Origin of the sequence: Exiguobacterium sp. s149 (assembly GCF_018618395.1) — a bacterium.
Lineage (GTDB): Bacteria > Bacillota > Bacilli > Exiguobacteriales > Exiguobacteriaceae > Exiguobacterium > Exiguobacterium chiriqhucha.
Map to the genome: position 1 here is coordinate 81,483 of NZ_JACSLZ010000006.1, position 18,968 is coordinate 100,450.

An 18,968-nucleotide genomic window follows, 5' to 3' on the forward strand; every position below is an offset into this window, starting at 1 on the left:
AAGGGGAAGGGGAATTCAAAATGAGTCAATCGTTCAGTGAACTCATCGGTACGATTTCGAACTTTGTGTGGGGACCACCGTTATTGATTTTGCTTGTGGGGACAGGCATCTACTTGACGGTACGGCTCGGGGGACTTCAAGTCACGAAGTTGCCGTACGCATTGAAGCTCGCGTTTTCTAAAAATCAAGACAAAACATCGAAAGGGGATATCAGTCACTTCCAAGCGCTCATGACGGCGCTTGCAGCAACCGTCGGTACGGGGAATATCGTCGGGGTTGCGACCGCGGTCGTGCTCGGTGGACCGGGGGCGATCGTCTGGATGTGGGTATCCGGATTTTTCGGTATGGCGACGAAATACGCCGAAGCCGTGCTCGCCGTTAAATATCGGGTGACCGATGAACGCGGACAAATGGCCGGGGGGCCGATGTATTACTTGGAACGGGGTTTAAAGCAACGTTGGCTCGCCGTCGCATTCGCGGCATTCGCCTCGCTCGCCGCGTTTGGAATCGGGAACGGGGTGCAGACGAACTCGGTCGCGATGGCGCTCAAGACGACCTTTGACGTGCCGTTGTATGTCTCTGGTATCTTGATTATGATTTTCACAGGCGCGGTCATCTTGGGCGGTGTCAAATCAATCGGTCGCGTCGTCAGTTACTTCGTACCAGTCATGATCGTCTTTTATCTCGGCAGCGGATTGTTGATTATGGTGATGAACTATACGCTCATTCCGGATGCCATCGCCCTCATCTTCAGCAGCACGTTCAGTGCCGAAGCAATTGGTGGCGGAGCCATCGGGGCCGCCATTCGTTACGGTGTGGCGCGCGGCGTCTTCTCGAACGAGGCAGGTCTCGGTTCGGCGCCGATTGCCGCAGCGGCTGCTAAAACGGATATGCCGGGACGGCAGGCGCTCGTCTCGATGACGCAAGTGTTTCTCGATACGCTCATCGTCTGTTCGGTCACGGGAATCACGCTCGTCATGGGCGGTCAAATCGGTTCGGGCCTCGAGGGGGTCGAATTGACGACGGCGACGTTCGAGCAATTCCTTGGACCGGCCGGCGGTTATATCGTGACGATTGGACTCGTCATGTTCGCCTATTCGACGGTGCTCGGGTGGTCATACTACGGGGAACGGTCGATTCATTACTTGTTCGGTCAAAAATCGATTCTTCCTTATCGGATTGCGTTCGTTCTCGTTGCCGGTCTCGGTGCGATGACGACGAACCTCAACTTGGTTTGGGCGCTCTCGGACGTGTTCAACGGCTTGATGGCCATCCCGAACTTGATTGGCTTACTGTTCTTGTCGGGTGTCGTCATTGCTGAGACGAAGCGATTCAATCAACAGCTCGAACTCGAAAATCGAAATCGAAAAGCCTCTTAAACCAATACGCCACCATCCTCACGGGGACGGTGGCGTATTTCGTTTGCGAACCTCTTCGAGCCGTGCTTGTTGAAGATGGTCGAACACTTTCGTGATGAAACCGACCATGATGCCGACACCCGTGATGACATAGCCGATCGTGAACACTTTGCCGATATCGGTCGTCGGGACAAAATCCCCATAGCCGATTGTCGTGAGTGTGACGACACTGAAATACAGGGCATCGAGCCAACGCATGTCTTCGAAGCGTGAGTAGAACAGTGTCCCGGAGAGGATGGTCAGGAAGGCGAGACTGAACAAGACTTGAAACTCCGCATCCTTCAAGCCACGCCAAATCCCGCGGAACATGCGCCGGAACGTCAAGATGAAAGATAGCATTTCATTTCCTCCTTTCCCTATAGGTTTGTTTGCTAGCAACAGGGGAACATCCTTTATAGCAAAACTGGAGAGGATGATCATGATGACACGACTGATTCCAAAAGAAGAAGGGCTCGATCATAGCCTGACGTTCCTACGGGAAGGATATTTATACGTCCCGAACCGTCGGAAGAGCTTTCAATCCACTCTGTTTGAAACACGCTTGCTCGGCGAACGCGTCATCTGTCTCGGAGGCGGCGAGGCGGCAGCCTTGTTCTATGACGCAGAGAAGTTTGTACGCAAGGATGCGGCACCGAAACGGCTACTGAAAACATTGTTCGGTGAGGACGGGGTGCAGACGTTAGACGGGGCGGCCCATACACATCGCAAACGAATGTTCATGAAACTCATGTTCCCCCAAAATATCGAACGGTTAACGAAACTGGTCAGCCGGGAGTGGGAACGGGCGCTCGACGCGGCAGTTGACGAGACGGTGCTCTATGATATGGCGCAAGAAGTTCTCATGCGGGCCGTCTGTGAATGGGCCGGGGTCCCGCTCCATGAAAGCGAAGTAGCGCGTCGGACGGACGAGATGAAATTGTTATTTGAATCTGGGACTGCCCTCGGACCAAAACATGTTCGGGGGCGAGCGGCCCGCTCCTCGGCCGAGGCGTGGGTGCGTGGCATGGTCGAAGAAGTGCGGACGAACCGGCTTCTCCCAAACGAACAAACGGCGTTATACGAATTTTCTTGGCATCGGGATGAAGCGGGTCATCTGCTTCCGGCCGACGTCGTTGCTGTCGAAGTAATCAATATATTGCGCCCGACCGTGGCTGTCTCGATTTATGTGTTGTTCACTGTATTGGCGCTCCACCAATTTCCGGAAGCGCGGGACCGATTGGCGCGTGGTGAGACCGAACCGACATGGTTCGTTCAAGAAGTGAGACGCTTTTATCCATTTTTCCCCGTGACTGCTGCGAGGGTCAAGCAAGATTTCGAGTGGAACGGATTTACGTTCGAAGAAGGGACGCTCGTCTTGCTCGATTTATATGGGACGAATCATGACCCTTCCTTGTGGACGGAACCGGATACATTCAACCCCGATCGGTTCAAAGACTGGACGGAAAGTCCGTTCACGTTCATTCCGCAAGGCGGCGGGGATGTCGATTTCGGACACCGCTGTGCGGGAGAGCATGTGACGATTGCAATCATGCGTGAGACGATTGACGTGTTCCTAACACGTTACCGTTACGAGGTGCCGCCGCAAGACCTCAGTTATAGCTTTGTCGATTTGCCGAGTTTACCGAAGAGCCGTTTCGTGCTGAATCAGATTCGAAAGAACAAATAAATGAGTCGCCCGCGGGCGACTCATTTCGTGTGTAACGCTAGCCGTTTTGTAATCGGTTGAATCGTGATATTCGTATCGACCATTCGATTATCACGTTTCGGTTCATCAGTCTGTTCGATTTGCCACGATGTATCATGTGACTCTTTGAGCGCCATCGCGATGTCATACAGAGAGTGACTCGAATTGCCGTTCAATTGGTACAACCCGGGCCCTCGCTTCGTCAAAATCTCGAACAAGGCATCGGCCGTGTCTTCCAAAAACGAGCAAGACGGGTACCAGTGAGCGCTCGCGACGATGACGCCATGTCGTTTCATCTCGTTCTCGAAATAATCCATCATGTTATTCGAACCGGCACGATGCCCGATTTGCCAACCGAGCCGTACGATTTGGGCACCAGGATTGGTCCGGGCAATCGTCTCTTCGCAGGCCCGCTTATAGGCCCCGTATTCATCGGTCGCGTCAGGAGGCATGTCCGGTGTGATTGGCCCTGTCACGTTGTCAGAGAACACCGAGACGGTGCTCGTGAAGAGAAATGGAATCTTATATTCTCCGCATAGCCGAGCTAGCGTGTCGGCCCATTCGACGGCACCCATCCCGATATGAAGAAAGTAGTTCGGACGCACCGATTCGATAAAACGTCGCATCTCGGCCTCATCTGTGGTCGATACTTTCGTTCGGTCCCAGGCCACGGGCTCGATGCCATGCCGCGTTAACGTCTCGGAGACGACGGGGGCGACGGTCCCGTTCATACCTGTTAAAATTGCTTTCATCATGGATTCCTCCCTTTTGTTTCTATCATCCCACACTTCACGAACTGACAAACCCTTTGTGGACAGCTTTATGCTAGACTGTTGAGTGGAGGCGATAATGATGAATATTCGAAAAGCGACACCGGACGATCAGTTGCAGATTGCACCGCTCGTCTATACGGCGATTCATGAAATCGCCTATTCATTGACCGGCACATCCGATCAAGAGCATGTGCTCGTTCGACTCGCGATGTGGATTGGTCAGCCTGGCAACCGCTTGAGCTACGAGAACATATGGGTGGCCGAATCCGATGCGACGATTGCAGGCATCCTGATTGCGTATCATGGCGAGCAGGCGGCAATGCTCGATGAACCGATTAAAGCTTGGCTCCGGACAAACGGTCAGTCTGGCGAGTTGGATGTCGAAACGGAAGGCGACGTCCTGTATATCGACTCGGTCGCCGTCGACGCGACGTTCGGCGGACGCGGGATTGGGACGGGCTTGATTCAACAGGCGATTGCTCATGCGCGTGCCATGAACATTCCTCGCGTCACGCTCAACGTCGATCAGACGAACCCGGCAGCAGGTCGATTGTATGAACGTCTCGGCTTTATGAAAGAGAAAGAGATTGAGATATCCGGGGGACGGTTCGATTATATGACGTTTACGGTAAGCGAGAACGCCTGAACACGTCACGAAACCGATGCAAACCGATCGGGACTCGGCTATACTATAGGCTTGATCACATTGAGAGAGAAAAAGGAGATTGTGTATGGAGTGGAAGAATATGTTGCGCGGCATCGCGATGGGAACGAGTGATTTGATTCCTGGCGTCAGCGGCGGGACGATTGCAGTTATTTTAGGAATTTATGATCGTTTGATTGAAGCCATCAGCGGTATCTTCAGTCGGCATTGGAAACAGCACTTGTTGTTCTTGATTCCGCTCGGGATTGGGATGGCAGGGGCGATTTTAGGACTCAGCCGCGTGATTGAGTTCCTCTTGCTCGAATATTATGAACCGACCCAGTTCTTTTTCATCGGATTGATTCTCGGGATTATCCCGATGCTCTTCTTTGAATTTCGAACGAGAGCCGTCATGCGACCGGTACATATCGTCGCGATGGTCATCGGGGCGATTCTTGTGGCCAGCATGGCAATCATCAAACCAGCAGATACGGTCATCATCACGGAACTCTCGACAGGGACGACGATTCTCTTGTTCTTCTCAGGATGGCTCGGCAGTATGGCGATGTTGTTGCCGGGAATCAGTGGCTCATTCGTATTGCTTTTGATCGGGGTGTATCCGACCGTCATCAGCGCGTTGTCGAACTTGAACCTGCTCATTATCGGCATCGTCGGTCTTGGAGTGGCCGTCGGGTTTATCGTCAGCAGTAAAGTGATTCGCTATTTGCTCGGTCATTTTCCGGGCATGACGTTTTCGGTCATCATCGGGTTGGTCATCGGCTCGCTTGCGGTCGTATTCCCAGGTCTGCCGGACACGACAATCATGTGGATACTCAGTGTCCTCTCGTTCTTCGCTGGATTTATCATCGTCCGTCTACTTGGACGTTTCTCCGTTTAACCAAACATGCACGCCCGTCAATGAAGACGAGCGTGCATGTTTTTTGCTTAATAAATGAACGGGATCAAGCGTTTACGTGACTTGGCCCACGTCTGATACGTCACACCGAAGTGAGATGTCAACATTTTCTCCTCGATATGGATGCGCCATAAGAGAGCGAGACTCATCAAACATGTACCGACGAGAGCAATCGTCCAAGGCGCGAAAAAGAGTGAAAATCCGAACGTGATAAATAAGAGCCCCGTGTAGAGAGGATGGCGTAAATAACGATACGGTCCCGAACTGACGAGCTCATCCGCGGGCCGGACGACGACGTGGCGGGTGAACTGATGGCGCAATTGTCGGATGCCCCAATAGCGAAGTGAGACACCGGCGATGAACCCGCTAAGGCCGAGCAGGCGTTGCAGTGTGGCCTGACGTGTATCGGTCCAAACAGAAAGTCCGATCGAGATAGCGAATACGGTAACCATCATCAATGAGACGATATAAAAACTAGCGTGCTCACTGGCACCATCGGTCGGTTCGGACCGGTTTCGGTATCGCCAAATTTCATATAGCCAAGCGACCGAGGTGAGAACAAATAATCCATCGAGCCAATCCATAACGTGCCTCCTTTTTCAATACCTTCGATGTATTACCCGTGTCTTCCTCCTCACTAACGTGCAGGAATCGAAAAAACGTCTCGCGATGTGCGGGACGTCAAGAAAGCCTAACGGGCATTGGCGAGCAAGGTTGCGGCGGCCTGCTGGGCAGGAGGCGCTTCTTTTAGCTCATCTTTAATCAAATGGTAAGTGAGACACATCGGTTTTTCGGTCCGGGGGTCACGCCCGATGATGGCATCGATATGGAACACTTGTTTGAGCACGAGCGGACAAATGACTTCCTCAGCCGAACCGGTCGCGAGCACCTCGCCGTTTTTCATCGCAACGATATGATCGGCAAAGCGAGCGGCCTGGTTCAAATCGTGGAGCACCATGACGATGGTCCGCCCTTGCTCTCGATTGAGCGTTTCGAGCAGTTCGAGCACTTCGAGCTGATGGGCCAAATCAAGGTAAGTCGTCGGTTCATCCAAGAAGATTAAATCGGTCTCTTGGGCGAGTGCCATCGCAATCCACACGCGTTGACGTTGTCCCCCAGACAGGGCGTCGACGCTGCGGTCTTTATAAGCGAGCGTCCCGGTCACATCGAGTGCCCAATCGATGACTTCATGGTCATGTTTCGAGAGGCGTCCAAATCCGGACTGATAAGGGAATCGACCGTAGGAGACGAGTTCGCCGACGGTCAAGCCGCCGGCACCTTCCGGCGTTTGCGGCAAGATGGCCATTTTACGGGCAATCTCTTTCGTATTACATTTCGCGATATCGGCCCCGTCTAAATGCACAGCGCCAGCAGATGGAGAAAGAATCCGTGTCATCGCTTTTAAGAGCGTCGATTTTCCACAACCGTTCGGTCCGATAATCGTCGTGATTTTATGGTCGGGAATCGACAAGCTCAATTGTTTTACAATCGTCTTGTCCCCATATCCGACCTCGATATCCGTCGTATGTATCCGTGACATGATGGATTCCCCTTTCCGTAAATGACGCCCGTGATAATGATTCTCAATATCGAGTTTACTATAGCAAGTGCGAAACATCGTGTCAATGTTTGTTTGATGTCAAAATAGATTGTCGAGCGGTCTAATTCGCGGTATAGTGAATGAGAATGAGAATCAATGGCGCAGGAGTTTTGAGGAAGGGTGAGGACGATGAGCGAACAGGACCTATATGATGTAACGATTATTGGAGGCGGACCGGCCGGGCTATATGCGACGTTTTACAGCGGATTGCGGGGGATGAAAACGAAATTGATTGAGTTTCAACCGCATCTCGGCGGGAAAATCCATGTCTATCCAGAGAAGATGATTTGGGATGTCGGGGGTGTCACGCCGACGACCGGGGCTCGACTTATCGAACAACTGGTAGAACAAGGCTTGACGTTCGACCCGACCGTCGTGCTCGGAGAAAAGGTCGAATCGATGACGAAAGATCACGATGGCCATTTCGTATTGGATACGACGCACGGGCAACATCGATCGAAAACGATCATTGTCGCGACAGGAAGTGGTATCCTGCAACCGCAGAAAATTGATATTAGCGGAGCGGAGCGCTTCGAGGTCTCCAACTTACACTATACGGTTAAATCGCTCATGGCGTTCAAAGGGAAGACGGTGTTGATTTCGGGTGGCGGCAACAGTGCGATCGATTGGGCCAACGAGCTTGAACCGATTGCCGAGCGTGTCATTTTGACGTATCGAAAAGAGGCGCTTAAAGGACATGAGTCGCAAGTCGATAAGCTCCTCTGTGGACGTGTCGACTGTCGATTGCATACGCAAATCGAGGATTTGATTTCCCGGGACGGGACGACGATTCATGCCGTCGCTCTCGTCGATTGCGGAACAGGCGCCCGCGAGGTTGTGGAAGTGGACGAGGTCGTCATCAATCATGGGTATGAGCAGGATACAGCGCTTCTCGGGGAATGTGAGCTTCAAGTCGAGATGGTGAACGATTTTTACGTGAAAGGCAATGCGAGCAGTGAGTCGTCGGTGCCAGGTCTATACGCAGCGGGCGACATTTTGACGCATGAAGGGAAAGTCCATCTGATTGCGGGTGCTTTCCAAGATGCGGCCAACGCTGTCAACCGAGCGAAAACGTTCGTCGATCCGGATGCGACGAAAACCGCAATGGTATCATCCCATAACGAACGATTGAAAACGAAGAACCGGGATATCATCGAACAGGCATTACAAAAGCAGTGAGGGGAGCCCTCACTGCTTTATTGTTGGATAATCACATAGTTCGACGATGACGCCTCCGGAATGACGGGGGTCCATATAGATGAGGCGCCGGCCTTTGGCCGTCGTCCGCAACGTGTCCTCTAAAAAAGTTACACCGTCACGTTTAAGTGACTCGATTGACTCGTCCAAATCCTCGACGCGATAGGCGATATGGTGAACACCTTTACCACGCGCTTTCATGAAGCGAGCGATTGGGCTGGTTGGACTCGTCGGCAATAATAGTTCAATTACGTCGTCACCCACGTGGATGACGGCAATCTCCGTCTCGACGCCGATGGCTGTGTTCGTATAACGGTCGACCAACTTTCCTTGTAGAACGGTCGTGTAAAATGCGATCGCCTCGTCTAAGTCACGGACGGCGATTCCGGTATGGTCAATGTGCATGGTTGTTCCCTCCTCTCGCTCTAGTTTGACGAAACTTGAACAAATTGTCACTTCACAACGTTTTGTCGGAATCCGATATACTAAAAGAGGGAGGGACGGCGAAATGAACGGAAAGATCACTCTTGGATTGGTCAGCGCGTTCGCGCTGGTGTCATTTGTGTTTGGACTCTCACTTGCGACGTTTGTCGACTATCGGATCAATGAAGAGCAAGTCGTTCTGGAACGCTTGACGACCCATAAAAAAATTGGTCCATCTGAACTTCTATCCACAGAAGTGGACTTTCACTTGAACGGTTCGAACTACGCCCTGCGGTTTACAGACGAGCCCCACATCACGTACTGGTTCAGTGTGACGGATCGTGAAATTCAGTTCGACCGGATTGAATCGTTGGACCGACGTGATACGGGTCTTCGGACCAATCTCTTTGAAAAGATGCCACCGCTCGCGATGGATTCGACAAACGCTGCCGAATAAAAACACGAAACGAACGAGTCTGATTGACGGACCGCGGACGTTTCGTGTTTTTTTATTAATCCGTTCGCGCTGGAGTCAAATACTTCAATAATGTATAAGTGGATGATGGCGTTGGACGGGCACCTTGCTCGTATAAAGCGTGCAGGACGTGTGTCTGCATCGAAGTGGCAGTGACACTCATCAATTCTGTCTTTTTAAATTTATCATAGTATGATTGCTGAAAAAATGAGATGCCTTCTTGAGTAAATTCTTTTTGGCCAACGATATGCAACTCGTGGAGGTACAATCGACCTTGCTTAATCTCGCCGTACATCGTACCGACCACGGTACCTTTCCATTTTAACGAATAAAAGATTGTTTGCCTTCGATGGAGCATATCAAGTGTCCGAGCCGTAAGGTGGACGGCTCCAGGCAAGAGCCAGAAATATTGATTTCGTTTTCGTAACCAATCTCCATGCGTCTCGGGATACTCTATACAAAATTGCCATTGGTCAAAAGTTGTTTTTGTGTACGGAACGAAAGGGAACTCAAACGACGTCGCCTCGAGGTGGGGAAGAAATCCAATGTCCTTGAAACCATTCAACAAATTGCCTGGTGCGTCAGTTGGGAGAGTTACCGAAACCGTTGTGTTGTGACGAACCTCTAATCGAAGTTGGAACAAGACCTGATCGATTAAACCACTTAACATCATGCGATTTTTGCAAGTGGTGTCGCTCAAGCGAATCAAATGCGAGGTTTTGAAATCCTTGCAGTCAACTGTGACAGCGGCGACTGGCTTGTTACGAAACCACCCGGTATAGTGGTAGCAGTCAGCAGGCAGACAGAAAAGATGTGGAAGTTGACCTGCTGGATAGAGAGAGTGGAGCATGGACCGTTCGTGGGGCTTGAGTTGTCGGCTTTCTTTGACGATAAAGGTGTGCTTCATGAAAGCAACCTACTTTCTACAGTTATTGGAACACCCTTAAATTGTAAGCGTTACCACTTTAAAATGCTCGTATTAAAATGATGAACATTATTTGGTTAAAATAGGGATGAATTTAAGGCGTTTTCCTGAGAGTCCCGTTTGAAAAGAACAGGAGAATGGCTTCAGAAATAGGTTTGTATCAAACTGAATCGAAAAAAACAAAACTAGATCTTTTAAACGGAAATGGGTGTGAGAATTATTTAACTGGGGGGGGAACGAAGAAAACCGTGTCATGACTTTGAAATCGACATGCTATAATTGATGTAAAGAAACGAACCGAGGAGACGACTATGCGATATTTGACAGGCTTGTGGTTGATAGTAGTGCTGTTGGCGGGGACGCCGCTCGTGGCTCAAGCGGATACAGAAGAACCGATTGTGGTCCACGAGAATGTCATCGTCGACGAGGCGGTAGAACTATATGAGGGGTTTCGCTCCCCGAATGAGATGGTCTTTATTTTTGTGCTGATCGTGCTACTGTCCGTCATCGGTCTTGGAATCATTAATGCCATCGAATAACGTGAAAACGTTCACAAAAATGCAATATCTAAAACGGAAGCGGTTTCAAATCTGATTTATACTAAACGTGTAGGAAGGAAGTTCTGCACCAACTTCCCCTCCTTTTCAGATGAACACCCCTCGTTCATATCATGTATTGGAGTCAACCGACGATGTCGATTGACTCCCTTTTTTTCGTATGCAGCATGAGGTTACAACTGGATGCGCTTTTCTTTGGCGAGACGACGCAATCGTTTCGTTTCATTCGTATGTCCATGACTTTCAAGCATATTGACATACACTTTGAACGGTTCAGAACGATGCGAGAAGAACGGGATATATTCGGCGAACAATTTTTGTTCGGCCTCAGATAACAAGCCACGTTCGACGAGCAATTCTAGCTCGAGCATTTTTAAAGCTTGATAATCGGCGAGCGCATTATCGTCTGTCTGGGCTTTCGCTAACGTACGGTCGCACAACGTGGTGAGGCGTTCGTGGAGCAAGTTCCATTCAGCTATACTATACGATTGCTCGAGGAGGGTCGAGAGCAAATCGACCCGGGTGGAATCGACATCTTTTGGGACGTGGAGCGCGGTATACAAAGACCGATCAATCCAAACGGCAGGGGCGGGGGCGTCGAGTTGATAATATTGAATCAGTTGGGATAACATCGTGGTTTGAGACAATTTTAATAGTCGAAACGGGTCACTTGTCGTGAATAGAGGTTCTTCTCCCGCTGAAGACGACAGCAACAAAAACATTTCTTCATACATCGTCCGAGCCTCGGGCTCATCGTCAGCGTAATGGACGAGGTCGCGAATAATCTTTTTAGCGTGAATGTACCAGTTTTTTTGATCCCGTTCACTCATCACTTGATTGGGCACTAAATATAAATGGTCATATGCCAATTCGACAAAGCGCTCAGCGAGGATGATGGTCTGTGAGAGCGAATGACGTTCGTCTGACGACTTTTGTTCTTTATAGCGCGTGAACTGGCTGACCATAAAGTCGATATCTTTCTCTTCAATCACGGTTTTTGGGATGTTGCGATACATCTCGACAATTACATCGCGAAGCGTGGCTTCACCGTATTGTTCCAGCAACATCCGTAACTTCCCGATACGCATTAGCTCTCCCTCCTTTCGAGAGGACGTCGAACAATCTATCCATCCACAGATGGGCAGACACCAATTATTATTCCTTTCCCGGTTTCGATTCAAAACAACCATTCCGTCTCATGCTTAAGACGGATTTTTGCGCTAACCGTTGTCAGAATAGCGTTTGTCGATGATAATGTAGAAAAATCTAACCATACTAGAGGTACAGCACATGAATGACGATCAACACTTATCACGTGTCGAACGACGGAAACGGGAGCTTGAACGCGAACGATTAACCGAACAAGCCCGGCTAGACGAACAAGCTCGACTAGATGAAGAGGCTCGACACGAGACGCATCAGCACCAAGGGCATGAAGCAGACAAGTTAAACAATGATTCGAATCGGCCGACAGATCCAGGACAAGGCGAGCATCCGTTTTTAAATCGTTCGGACGAACCCTCGTCGGAACGAAAGAAAAAATCGCTCAACGTCAAAAAACCGAAACTAAGTCTTCCCTTCGGTAAGAAGCGTAAGTCGAAGCCGCGCCGAGATGAACGACGTGAGCCTAGACAGAAAACACGAGAGCCGGAACGGACGCACGTCAAACGGGAGACGGCCGCTCCGAAGGAAAAACCACGCCGTCGCAAATGGAAAGGGAAATTGCTTCTCGTTCTGTTGCTCTTGATGATTGGGGCCGGCTATATGGCGACACGTCCGGTCACGTTCCTCGTCATGGGCAGTGATGCCCGGGTCGGAGAATCGTTATCAGGATCACGGACCGACTCGTTACAGCTGATGGAATTCGTGCCGCGTTCCCGCACTGTCCAAAACGTCTCGATTCCACGTGACACGTATACGGCGATTCCTTGTGAACCAGAGCGAGAAGGCGATAAAATCACCCATGCCTTCGCCTATGGCGGTGCTGACTGTACCGTTGGAGCGGTAGAGGGATTGACCGAAGCGTCTGTCGACGGTCAAGTCGTCATCACGTTCGAAACGTTCATGGAACTGATTGATTTGGTTGGCGGCGTCAACGTGACGGCGACCCACTCGTTCAGTGAGAAAGGCTTCAATCAGACGTATGAATACACGGAAGGTGTCTCGTACGCCATGGACGGAGATATGGCGCTCGCCTATGCTCGTCATCGGAAAACAGATACGGATGGGGCGCGATCGAATCGACAGACCGAGGTCATGTCAGCCGTCGCCGATAAATTGGCCAGTCCAACAGGCTGGACAAAAATCCCGGCGACGTATCGTTTCATGAAAGACGAGATGGGACTCGAAATGAATCCGTTGCAGATGGCATCGATCGGAATGACGATGGTATTACAGCCGCAGGTGGATAAACTTCAAATCGAAGGAGAAGACGCCTACATCGATAACGTCTATTACTATCAACCGACCGAAGCGAGTGTTCAAGCCATTCGTGACGCCCTCGACTTGACGATGTGGGGAACGGTGAGATAATTTCGCGAAAAGGGTTTGATTCCGTTCCGAAAGAGGAAATTTAATCAAATGAACTACTCTTTTGAGGAGGGAAATTTGAATGAAAGTTTTAGTCATTGGAGCAACAGGAGAGATCGGGAAACGTGTATTGAAAAACCTGGCGAAAACCCATCAAGTGACCGCTTTAATTCGTTATCCTGAACTACAAGCAGAGTACGAGAAAATGGGTGCACGCGTATTGACGGTTGATGTCGAGACAGAACTCGAGAAAAAAGTACATGAGGCGACAAACGGACAAGATGCCGTTATTATCGCGGCAACTGCCGGCGCGGATGGTTCGATCGCTGAAATTGAACTACTTGACCGAAACGTTGCGATGAATGCCATCGATGCCGCCAAGAAGGAACGAGTACGTCATGTCATCTTACTCAGTGCCTATGGCGCCGATCAACCGAACGCTGCACCGAAAGAACTCTTCAACTTTCTGTCAGCTAACAATGCCGCTGAGGAGTATATCGAACAGAGCGGTTTGAACTATACGATTATTTGCCCAGTGACCATTGTCGATGAACCGGGTAAAGGTTCAATCGAAGCATCAGAGGACTTGAGTGATGCGGATGGTGCGACCATTTCCGAAACGGATGTCGCGACGATCATCACCGCTTCGCTCGATAATCGTGGGTTGTATGGCCGTCGGATCGAAGTGAAATCCGGCAGTACCCCAATCAATGAAGCACTCGATTTTGACAGTCGTGGAGAAGTGGCGACAGGTGGCAGAACGACGCTCCGTCGACCACAGCGTTAACGAAAAACTGGAGGAGAAGGTGTCTTGATGGAACGAAAACTGTATAAAGATCCGTCGAATCAAATGATTGCTGGTGTTTGTTCGGGACTCGGGAACTACTTAGGTGTCGATGTGACATTGATGCGAATCATCTTCGTCGTTCTCGCCCTATTTGGAGGTCCAGGTCTTCTGATTTATATCGTCCTCGCCATCGTCATGAAAAAACCGCCTTCAGAGTATGAGGCGGAGCAAGACAGTCGCTTTTAACAAAACGTGCTGACCATAGCGGTCAGCACGTTTTTTATTCCATATACAAGGTGTAAGTCGCTTCGAACGACTCGCCTGGTTCGAGCAGTTGCATGTCTTCCTTATGGAGGATGTCTTTCCGGTGCCCTTTATAGTCGGCATGTCCGAACCACGGCTCGAGACAGGCGAACGGGGCGTCGGAATGTGGAGGTGACCAGATGCCGAAGTGGGTGAACTGGGGGGATTCCATGACGATGGCCCGGCCGCTCGGCTGATGCCGGAGCGCCGCGTATTCGATTTGTTCAAAGATAAGGGCGTCCTGGTCGAACAAATGATGCGTCAACGGGATATAACGACGTTCCCCAAGCGGTTGATAAGCACCCGTCAAGTAAGGTCCTTCGAGCAAGAGACGGTCGAGTGTTCGTGTCTCCCCAAAGTCAATCGTATAGTCTTCGAACGTGCCCCCGGCAAACGGAATGTTGAAGGCCGGATGTCCGCCGATGCTGAATGGGAGTACGACATCATCCCGATTGAAAACGTGGTACGTCACATTCAACTCTTCGCCGATCAAGCGATAGATGACGTTCAGTTCGAATGAGAACGGATAGTGTTTACGGGTCTCGATCGAATCACGAAGAATGAACCGGACGTGTGTGTCCGAAGCCTCGGCGACCTCGAACAGTTCGTCTCGTGCAAATCCGTGTTGGCTCATCGTGTATGTCAGTCCTTCATATAAGTAGCGGTCGTCAAGCATCCTTCCGACGAAAGGGAATAGGATTGGGGCTTGCCGCCCCCAATACGTCGGGTCGCCTTGCCAAAGGAGCTCCGTTCCTTCGACTTTCCAACTTGTCATTTCGGCGCCGTGCGCTTTTAGGGTGAGGCTAACTTTCTCATTGTGAAGTTGCAAGATAGTTACTCTCCTTTGAATGATGTGATAAGTTAAGTTTAGGAGTGAACAGTCCACAGAACAAGGGGTAAATCATGCGATTTCATAAACTAGCAATCAGTCTCATCATGGCCGGCCTCATTGGAGGATTGGCTTATAAAGGTTACGACGAGTACAAGACGAGCCAAGCGAGTGAGCTGACGGTCGAAGTCGCCACGGACGACGGCGTGCTCGGCGGTCTTGAAGTCGGACAGCGGGCGCCACAGTTCGAGCTCGAGACGACGGAAGGGCAGTCGGTGTCCCTCGCCGACTATGAAGGGCAACAAGTCATCCTGAACTTTTGGGCGACGTGGTGTCCACCGTGTCGGGAAGAGTTGCCAGAGTTGATTGAATTCGGCGAAGATACAGGCATCCCTGTGCTCGGGGTGAATGCGACGAAAAACGAGCGGCTCGGTAAACGAGACGTCGATGCGTTTTTACAGGAAGTGCCGGTCAGTTTCCCAATCCTATTGGACGAGACGGGGACGGTGGAGAAGACGTATCGTGTCGTCGCGCTCCCGACCACCTACTTAATTGGGCCAGACGGCATCATCACGGCCAAACAAGTCGGACCGGTCGATTTCGACTGGCTGCATGACCGAACGAAATGAACGGACAAAGACAGACTGGAAAGAAACCGGTCTGTCTTTGTCTACTTTTTATAATGTTGTTTAATCAGCGCATCGAAATTGGGTGTCATGTCTTCTTCGAGATAGTAATGGTGGTTATCTCGAATGATGGTATCGCCAACACGTGCTTCTGATGGCAAGAATCGTCTTGGGATAAAGCTCGAGCCGTTGTTCCAACGTAACACGGCATACTTCCCTTCGACCCGCACCAACGTGCCGTACTTGATCATGCCTCTTCCTCCTCAACGAACAGCTTTCTGTCTCTTTTATTCTTATAGAGTGTATTCCCACATTCCACAAAACCTACACATATTTGCGCAAGGCTAGACAAGCGAAAGTAAAAACAGAAGCGTGACAAAATTGTGAAGAAAGTTAGAAGAAAACGCTTTCTTTTTGATTTGTTTTCTTCTATAATGAAGGCACGGGGTGATTATGACGAATTTGTGAACAATGGGGGTATGGTCAATGTTTTCATCAGCTATGATTGGATTGCTCGCTGTCACCGGCGTGACCATTTATGGGATTGACCGTATGTTCACGGTCCGTTCAGAACGCGTCACAAAGAAATAGGTCTACATAATAGGGGGGGATCGCAACGTCTTGGGGAGACGTTGCGATTTTTTTGCGTCAATAATCTTGTTGCCGCGACTCGCGATCTTTTGCTTTTTGCTCGACGTGCTTCCGATTACGTTCATGGACGCGCTGGAAGAAAGCGTGTTCGGGCCAATGCGGAGACCAGACGCGTTCTTCTGGCAAGGCGAGAATATATTCTTCGGCGGCGCTCAGTCGCTCCATCATTTTGCTTCGGTCGTCACACAAGTCGCCGTGGCCAGGAATGAGCCACCGAATCTCATACTCGTAAATGGCTGCTTGGAGTTTCTGCAACGACGTCAAATATGCCTCGGCATCGTGTTCGATGAACGGCGGCTCGATGTTGGAGGCATAATCGCCACATACGAGCAGACGTAACGGTTCGATGATTAAAGACATGTGGGTCGACTCATGACCAGGCGTCAATAGGAACGTGATGGGCGTAGAACCGAGGGCGAGGGTACCATCTTCCGAAATCATAATATCAACAGCAGGTTTGATGATGGGACGATCGATGTAATACTGTTCGTAGAACGATTGAATCTCATCGAGCTGAGAACTCGCATCCGTCTCGACGAACGCTTGAGACGCGATGACGGTGGCATCAGGAAATGCATAAGCTCCGATGATATGGTCGTAGTGCTGATGCGTATAGATGACATACAGCTTTTTCCCCTGGCGTCGCAATTCGACATCCCGGCGAATCGTGGCGATTTCTTCGGGCAACCAGGTCGGATCGATCACAATCAAGCTCTCGTTCGTTTCAATCAATGTTGAAGTCGTGCGCATCAAAGCACTCTCGTAGACGGTGAACGGTTGAAGACGTACTTGAATCACAGGAATCCCTCCTTTTTATCTCCCATCCTTTTCCCGAATTACCGTCATTTAAGCGTTGTCGAAATCGGTGCTATTATGCTGAAAAACAAAAAAGCAGAACGTCGAATGACGTTCTGCTTGGTGCACGGGACACCGTGCGGTTATGTGTGCGAGCAAATTCTCGCGTATATGTCGGTAATTGGAGCGGGTGAAGAGAATCGAACTCTCGTCATCAGCTTGGAAGGCTGAGGTTTTACCATTAAACTACACCCGCATATGAAATTTTAAAATGGAGCGGGTGAAGAGAATCGAACTCTCGTCATCAGCTTGGAAGGCTGAGGTTTTACCATTAAACTACACCCGCGAAACGCTTAACGTTACGGTAATATAATAGCACAGGATTTTAGCTTTGCAAACCCTTTTTTGAAAAAACATTGGTTGTTGCGGCTAGGTTGTCTTGCTAAGATAATAGAGGAGAGGAGTGGATGGGGCATGAGTGAGCGTAAATCCTATTTACGGATGATGAGCGAAGGGTTTCGGATGATGAAACAAGCCAAACAAATCGACCAGGAGACGAAGCTCCGTCAATGGACGTTCTCGATTCGCCACGAGTCGGACTGGCAAGTGATTCTTCGAACGGAACGTTTGAAATGGGTCGGCCCGGCGACGAACGAGTTCATCGTCGAACCGCTGACCGTTCAAATCGGGCCGCTACAGCTCACGCGTCATCTCGAGACGAACGAAGTACGTTTGAAGATCGAGGAAGAATGGGGAATTGAAAGTAAGGTCGTCTGTGACGACCAAGAGTGGGAACGATTCGTCGCATCGCTCAAACAATTGAAGGGGGAGTAGTCGTGAGTCGAGAAAGGCTATATCGGATTGAAGCGGAAGCCCGGGGCAGTGCCTGGCGGGCCCGTGTATTGACCGGCATCCAACGATTCCGCTTTTTTAAAGGGGAATTGCTCGCACCGACTGAACGTCCTTATGTCGTCTTGAGCATCTCACAAGACAAGCAGGCACTCCCCGATTTGATTGAGACGGATATGGGGGTGTTGCTCATCCATGAACGAATCGGTCCAATTTTTATGAATCTATGCCCATACGATATTCAGTTTGTTCGAGTCGAGTTGCACACGAGCACTGGGAAGACGGATCAATATTGCGCACTCAACGTATTGCGTCGCTTCGAAATTGAGCATCTCGAAGATTCAGGCGAATATCGACCGTTAGACCCGGACCGACTCTATTTTTTATCACATCAAACCGTACGATTGAACTTATTCGGGCACATGATTGCCCAAGACCAAAACAGTCAACGTCTTTACGTGACCGAGCGCCTCAAATATGCGCTCCAAGCGAAGATGGTGACAGGTCTAGCATTTAAGAAGACGAAGGAGCAAACAGCATGAAGGAATACGAGATTGACGGTTGGATCCGTCTATCCTACCCAGAACACTTTGAATACAATGAAGAAGAAGACCATGTCAGCTTTTATTCGGTAGAAGCCGACGCCCAAGGGACGCTTCAGATGTCCATCTATGAAGCCGAGGAAGCACAAGCGCCGAGCGACGCGGCTCTCCAAGAGTTGAACACGTTTTTAGGCGAGTTCCCGATTGACGTCAAAGTCGCACCGAGTGTCACGACAGACGCAGGTGGTATGACGACGGCCTATGCGAGCGGAATCGAAGATGGGATGCATCTTGACGTCTGGTCACTTACAGACGGGAAACGACTTTTATTTTTGACGTACGTCACCGATGAAGTGACGAATGAGAAAGTAGAGATTGAAGCAATCGTCGACTCAATCGAATGGACATAACAAGAGACACGCGCCATCGTCGGCTGCGTGTCTCTT

Annotated in this window: 24 protein-coding genes and 2 tRNA genes; 14 read left to right on the top strand and 12 right to left on the bottom strand. The window is 50.3% G+C overall.

Going from position 1 to position 18,968, the window contains the following annotated elements; translation table 11 throughout:
- Positions 1–20 precede the first annotated feature (20 nt).
- Positions 21–1,379 (top strand): alanine/glycine:cation symporter family protein, encoded by a 1,359-nt coding sequence (locus KNP81_RS09980; RefSeq protein WP_214719834.1) that lies wholly within the window; start codon positions 21–23, stop codon positions 1,377–1,379.
- 18 nt (positions 1,380–1,397) lie between these two features.
- On the opposite strand, the gene KNP81_RS09985 is transcribed toward KNP81_RS09980, so the two are convergent.
- The gene (locus tag KNP81_RS09985; protein WP_021065264.1) at positions 1,398–1,757 is read right to left on the bottom strand and encodes a potassium channel family protein; all 360 of its coding nucleotides are present in this window, start codon (positions 1,755–1,757) and stop codon (positions 1,398–1,400) included.
- Positions 1,758–1,836: 79 nt separating this feature from the next.
- Between KNP81_RS09985 and cypC the strand changes: the two genes are divergently transcribed.
- Positions 1,837–3,084, top strand: a complete 1,248-nt coding sequence (cypC, locus tag KNP81_RS09990; RefSeq protein ID WP_353048084.1) for a CYP152 family fatty-acid peroxygenase CypC — start codon at positions 1,837–1,839, stop codon at positions 3,082–3,084.
- Positions 3,085–3,104: 20 nt separating this feature from the next.
- Here the strand turns inward: cypC and KNP81_RS09995 are convergent, their stop codons facing one another.
- A complete protein-coding gene (locus KNP81_RS09995; protein WP_214719835.1) occupies positions 3,105–3,854 on the bottom strand; it encodes a sugar nucleotide-binding protein in 750 nt (249 codons plus the stop codon).
- A 100-nt stretch (positions 3,855–3,954) separates the two neighbouring features.
- On the opposite strand from KNP81_RS09995, the gene KNP81_RS10000 reads away from it, so the two are divergent.
- On the top strand, positions 3,955–4,521 hold the full coding sequence (locus tag KNP81_RS10000) for a GNAT family N-acetyltransferase (RefSeq protein WP_251128967.1): 567 nt from the start codon (positions 3,955–3,957) through the stop codon (positions 4,519–4,521).
- 85 nt (positions 4,522–4,606) lie between these two features.
- The gene (locus tag KNP81_RS10005) at positions 4,607–5,416 is read left to right on the top strand and encodes a DUF368 domain-containing protein (protein ID WP_214719837.1); all 810 of its coding nucleotides are present in this window, start codon (positions 4,607–4,609) and stop codon (positions 5,414–5,416) included.
- A gap of 47 nt (positions 5,417–5,463) precedes the next feature.
- On the opposite strand, the gene KNP81_RS10010 is transcribed toward KNP81_RS10005, so the two are convergent.
- Both KNP81_RS10010 and KNP81_RS10015 read right to left on the bottom strand, forming a co-directional pair.
- A complete protein-coding gene (locus KNP81_RS10010; protein ID WP_021065269.1) occupies positions 5,464–6,018 on the bottom strand; it encodes a methyltransferase family protein in 555 nt (184 codons plus the stop codon).
- Between the two features lie 107 nt (positions 6,019–6,125).
- The gene (locus KNP81_RS10015) at positions 6,126–6,974 is read right to left on the bottom strand and encodes an ABC transporter ATP-binding protein (protein WP_214719838.1); all 849 of its coding nucleotides are present in this window, start codon (positions 6,972–6,974) and stop codon (positions 6,126–6,128) included.
- A gap of 189 nt (positions 6,975–7,163) precedes the next feature.
- Between KNP81_RS10015 and KNP81_RS10020 the strand changes: the two genes are divergently transcribed.
- Positions 7,164–8,213 (top strand): NAD(P)/FAD-dependent oxidoreductase, encoded by a 1,050-nt coding sequence (locus KNP81_RS10020; protein WP_214719839.1) that lies wholly within the window; start codon positions 7,164–7,166, stop codon positions 8,211–8,213.
- Positions 8,214–8,222: 9 nt separating this feature from the next.
- On the opposite strand, the gene KNP81_RS10025 is transcribed toward KNP81_RS10020, so the two are convergent.
- A complete protein-coding gene (locus KNP81_RS10025) occupies positions 8,223–8,636 on the bottom strand; it encodes a VOC family protein (protein ID WP_029596069.1) in 414 nt (137 codons plus the stop codon).
- A 103-nt stretch (positions 8,637–8,739) separates the two neighbouring features.
- On the opposite strand from KNP81_RS10025, the gene KNP81_RS10030 reads away from it, so the two are divergent.
- On the top strand, positions 8,740–9,111 hold the full coding sequence (locus KNP81_RS10030) for a hypothetical protein (protein WP_029596068.1): 372 nt from the start codon (positions 8,740–8,742) through the stop codon (positions 9,109–9,111).
- Positions 9,112–9,166: 55 nt separating this feature from the next.
- Here the strand turns inward: KNP81_RS10030 and KNP81_RS10035 are convergent, their stop codons facing one another.
- Entirely contained in the window at positions 9,167–10,036 is an 870-nt protein-coding gene (locus KNP81_RS10035; RefSeq protein ID WP_214719840.1) for a hypothetical protein, read from the bottom strand.
- Positions 10,037–10,365: 329 nt separating this feature from the next.
- On the opposite strand from KNP81_RS10035, the gene KNP81_RS10040 reads away from it, so the two are divergent.
- Entirely contained in the window at positions 10,366–10,593 is a 228-nt protein-coding gene (locus KNP81_RS10040; RefSeq protein WP_021065275.1) for a hypothetical protein, read from the top strand.
- Positions 10,594–10,784: 191 nt separating this feature from the next.
- Here KNP81_RS10040 and KNP81_RS10045 read toward each other — a convergent pair whose 3' ends face one another.
- Entirely contained in the window at positions 10,785–11,699 is a 915-nt protein-coding gene (locus KNP81_RS10045; RefSeq protein WP_021065276.1) for a hypothetical protein, read from the bottom strand.
- A gap of 202 nt (positions 11,700–11,901) precedes the next feature.
- On the opposite strand from KNP81_RS10045, the gene KNP81_RS10050 reads away from it, so the two are divergent.
- The 3 genes from KNP81_RS10050 to KNP81_RS10060 all read left to right on the top strand — a co-directional run bounded on the left by KNP81_RS10050 (position 11,902) and on the right by KNP81_RS10060 (position 14,173).
- The gene (locus KNP81_RS10050) at positions 11,902–13,143 is read left to right on the top strand and encodes an LCP family protein (RefSeq protein WP_214719841.1); all 1,242 of its coding nucleotides are present in this window, start codon (positions 11,902–11,904) and stop codon (positions 13,141–13,143) included.
- Between the two features lie 79 nt (positions 13,144–13,222).
- Positions 13,223–13,927 carry an SDR family oxidoreductase gene (locus KNP81_RS10055; RefSeq protein WP_214719842.1) on the top strand — a complete coding sequence of 235 codons (705 nt, stop codon included), beginning with the start codon at positions 13,223–13,225 and terminating at the stop codon, positions 13,925–13,927.
- A 27-nt stretch (positions 13,928–13,954) separates the two neighbouring features.
- The gene (locus KNP81_RS10060) at positions 13,955–14,173 is read left to right on the top strand and encodes a PspC domain-containing protein (RefSeq protein ID WP_021065279.1); all 219 of its coding nucleotides are present in this window, start codon (positions 13,955–13,957) and stop codon (positions 14,171–14,173) included.
- Between the two features lie 34 nt (positions 14,174–14,207).
- Here KNP81_RS10060 and KNP81_RS10065 read toward each other — a convergent pair whose 3' ends face one another.
- Positions 14,208–15,059, bottom strand: a complete 852-nt coding sequence (locus KNP81_RS10065) for an aldose 1-epimerase family protein (RefSeq protein ID WP_251130332.1) — start codon at positions 15,057–15,059, stop codon at positions 14,208–14,210.
- Between the two features lie 74 nt (positions 15,060–15,133).
- Between KNP81_RS10065 and KNP81_RS10070 the strand changes: the two genes are divergently transcribed.
- Complete coding sequence (locus tag KNP81_RS10070; protein ID WP_214719843.1) at positions 15,134–15,688, top strand: TlpA disulfide reductase family protein; 555 nt, start codon at positions 15,134–15,136, stop codon at positions 15,686–15,688.
- Positions 15,689–15,729: 41 nt separating this feature from the next.
- Here the strand turns inward: KNP81_RS10070 and KNP81_RS10075 are convergent, their stop codons facing one another.
- The 4 genes from KNP81_RS10075 to KNP81_RS10090 all read right to left on the bottom strand — a co-directional run bounded on the left by KNP81_RS10075 (position 15,730) and on the right by KNP81_RS10090 (position 17,477).
- Positions 15,730–15,936 (bottom strand): DUF3006 domain-containing protein, encoded by a 207-nt coding sequence (locus KNP81_RS10075; RefSeq protein ID WP_016508383.1) that lies wholly within the window; start codon positions 15,934–15,936, stop codon positions 15,730–15,732.
- Positions 15,937–16,333: 397 nt separating this feature from the next.
- Positions 16,334–17,134, bottom strand: coding sequence for an MBL fold metallo-hydrolase (locus KNP81_RS10080; RefSeq protein WP_214719844.1), 801 nt, complete (start codon positions 17,132–17,134; stop codon positions 16,334–16,336).
- A gap of 179 nt (positions 17,135–17,313) precedes the next feature.
- Positions 17,314–17,387: transfer RNA gene (locus KNP81_RS10085), tRNA-Gly, on the bottom strand.
- 16 nt (positions 17,388–17,403) lie between these two features.
- Positions 17,404–17,477, bottom strand: a tRNA-Gly gene (locus KNP81_RS10090).
- A gap of 128 nt (positions 17,478–17,605) precedes the next feature.
- Between KNP81_RS10090 and KNP81_RS10095 the strand changes: the two genes are divergently transcribed.
- From KNP81_RS10095 to KNP81_RS10105, 3 genes are read left to right on the top strand one after another with little or no spacing between them, the layout of a single operon-like run.
- On the top strand, positions 17,606–17,965 hold the full coding sequence (locus tag KNP81_RS10095) for a hypothetical protein (protein ID WP_214719845.1): 360 nt from the start codon (positions 17,606–17,608) through the stop codon (positions 17,963–17,965).
- A gap of 2 nt (positions 17,966–17,967) precedes the next feature.
- Positions 17,968–18,522 (top strand): hypothetical protein, encoded by a 555-nt coding sequence (locus tag KNP81_RS10100; protein ID WP_214719846.1) that lies wholly within the window; start codon positions 17,968–17,970, stop codon positions 18,520–18,522.
- A complete protein-coding gene (locus tag KNP81_RS10105; protein ID WP_214719847.1) occupies positions 18,519–18,932 on the top strand; it encodes a hypothetical protein in 414 nt (137 codons plus the stop codon). The genes KNP81_RS10100 and KNP81_RS10105 overlap by 4 nt, the downstream gene beginning before the upstream one ends.
- Positions 18,933–18,968: the final 36 nt, after the last annotated feature.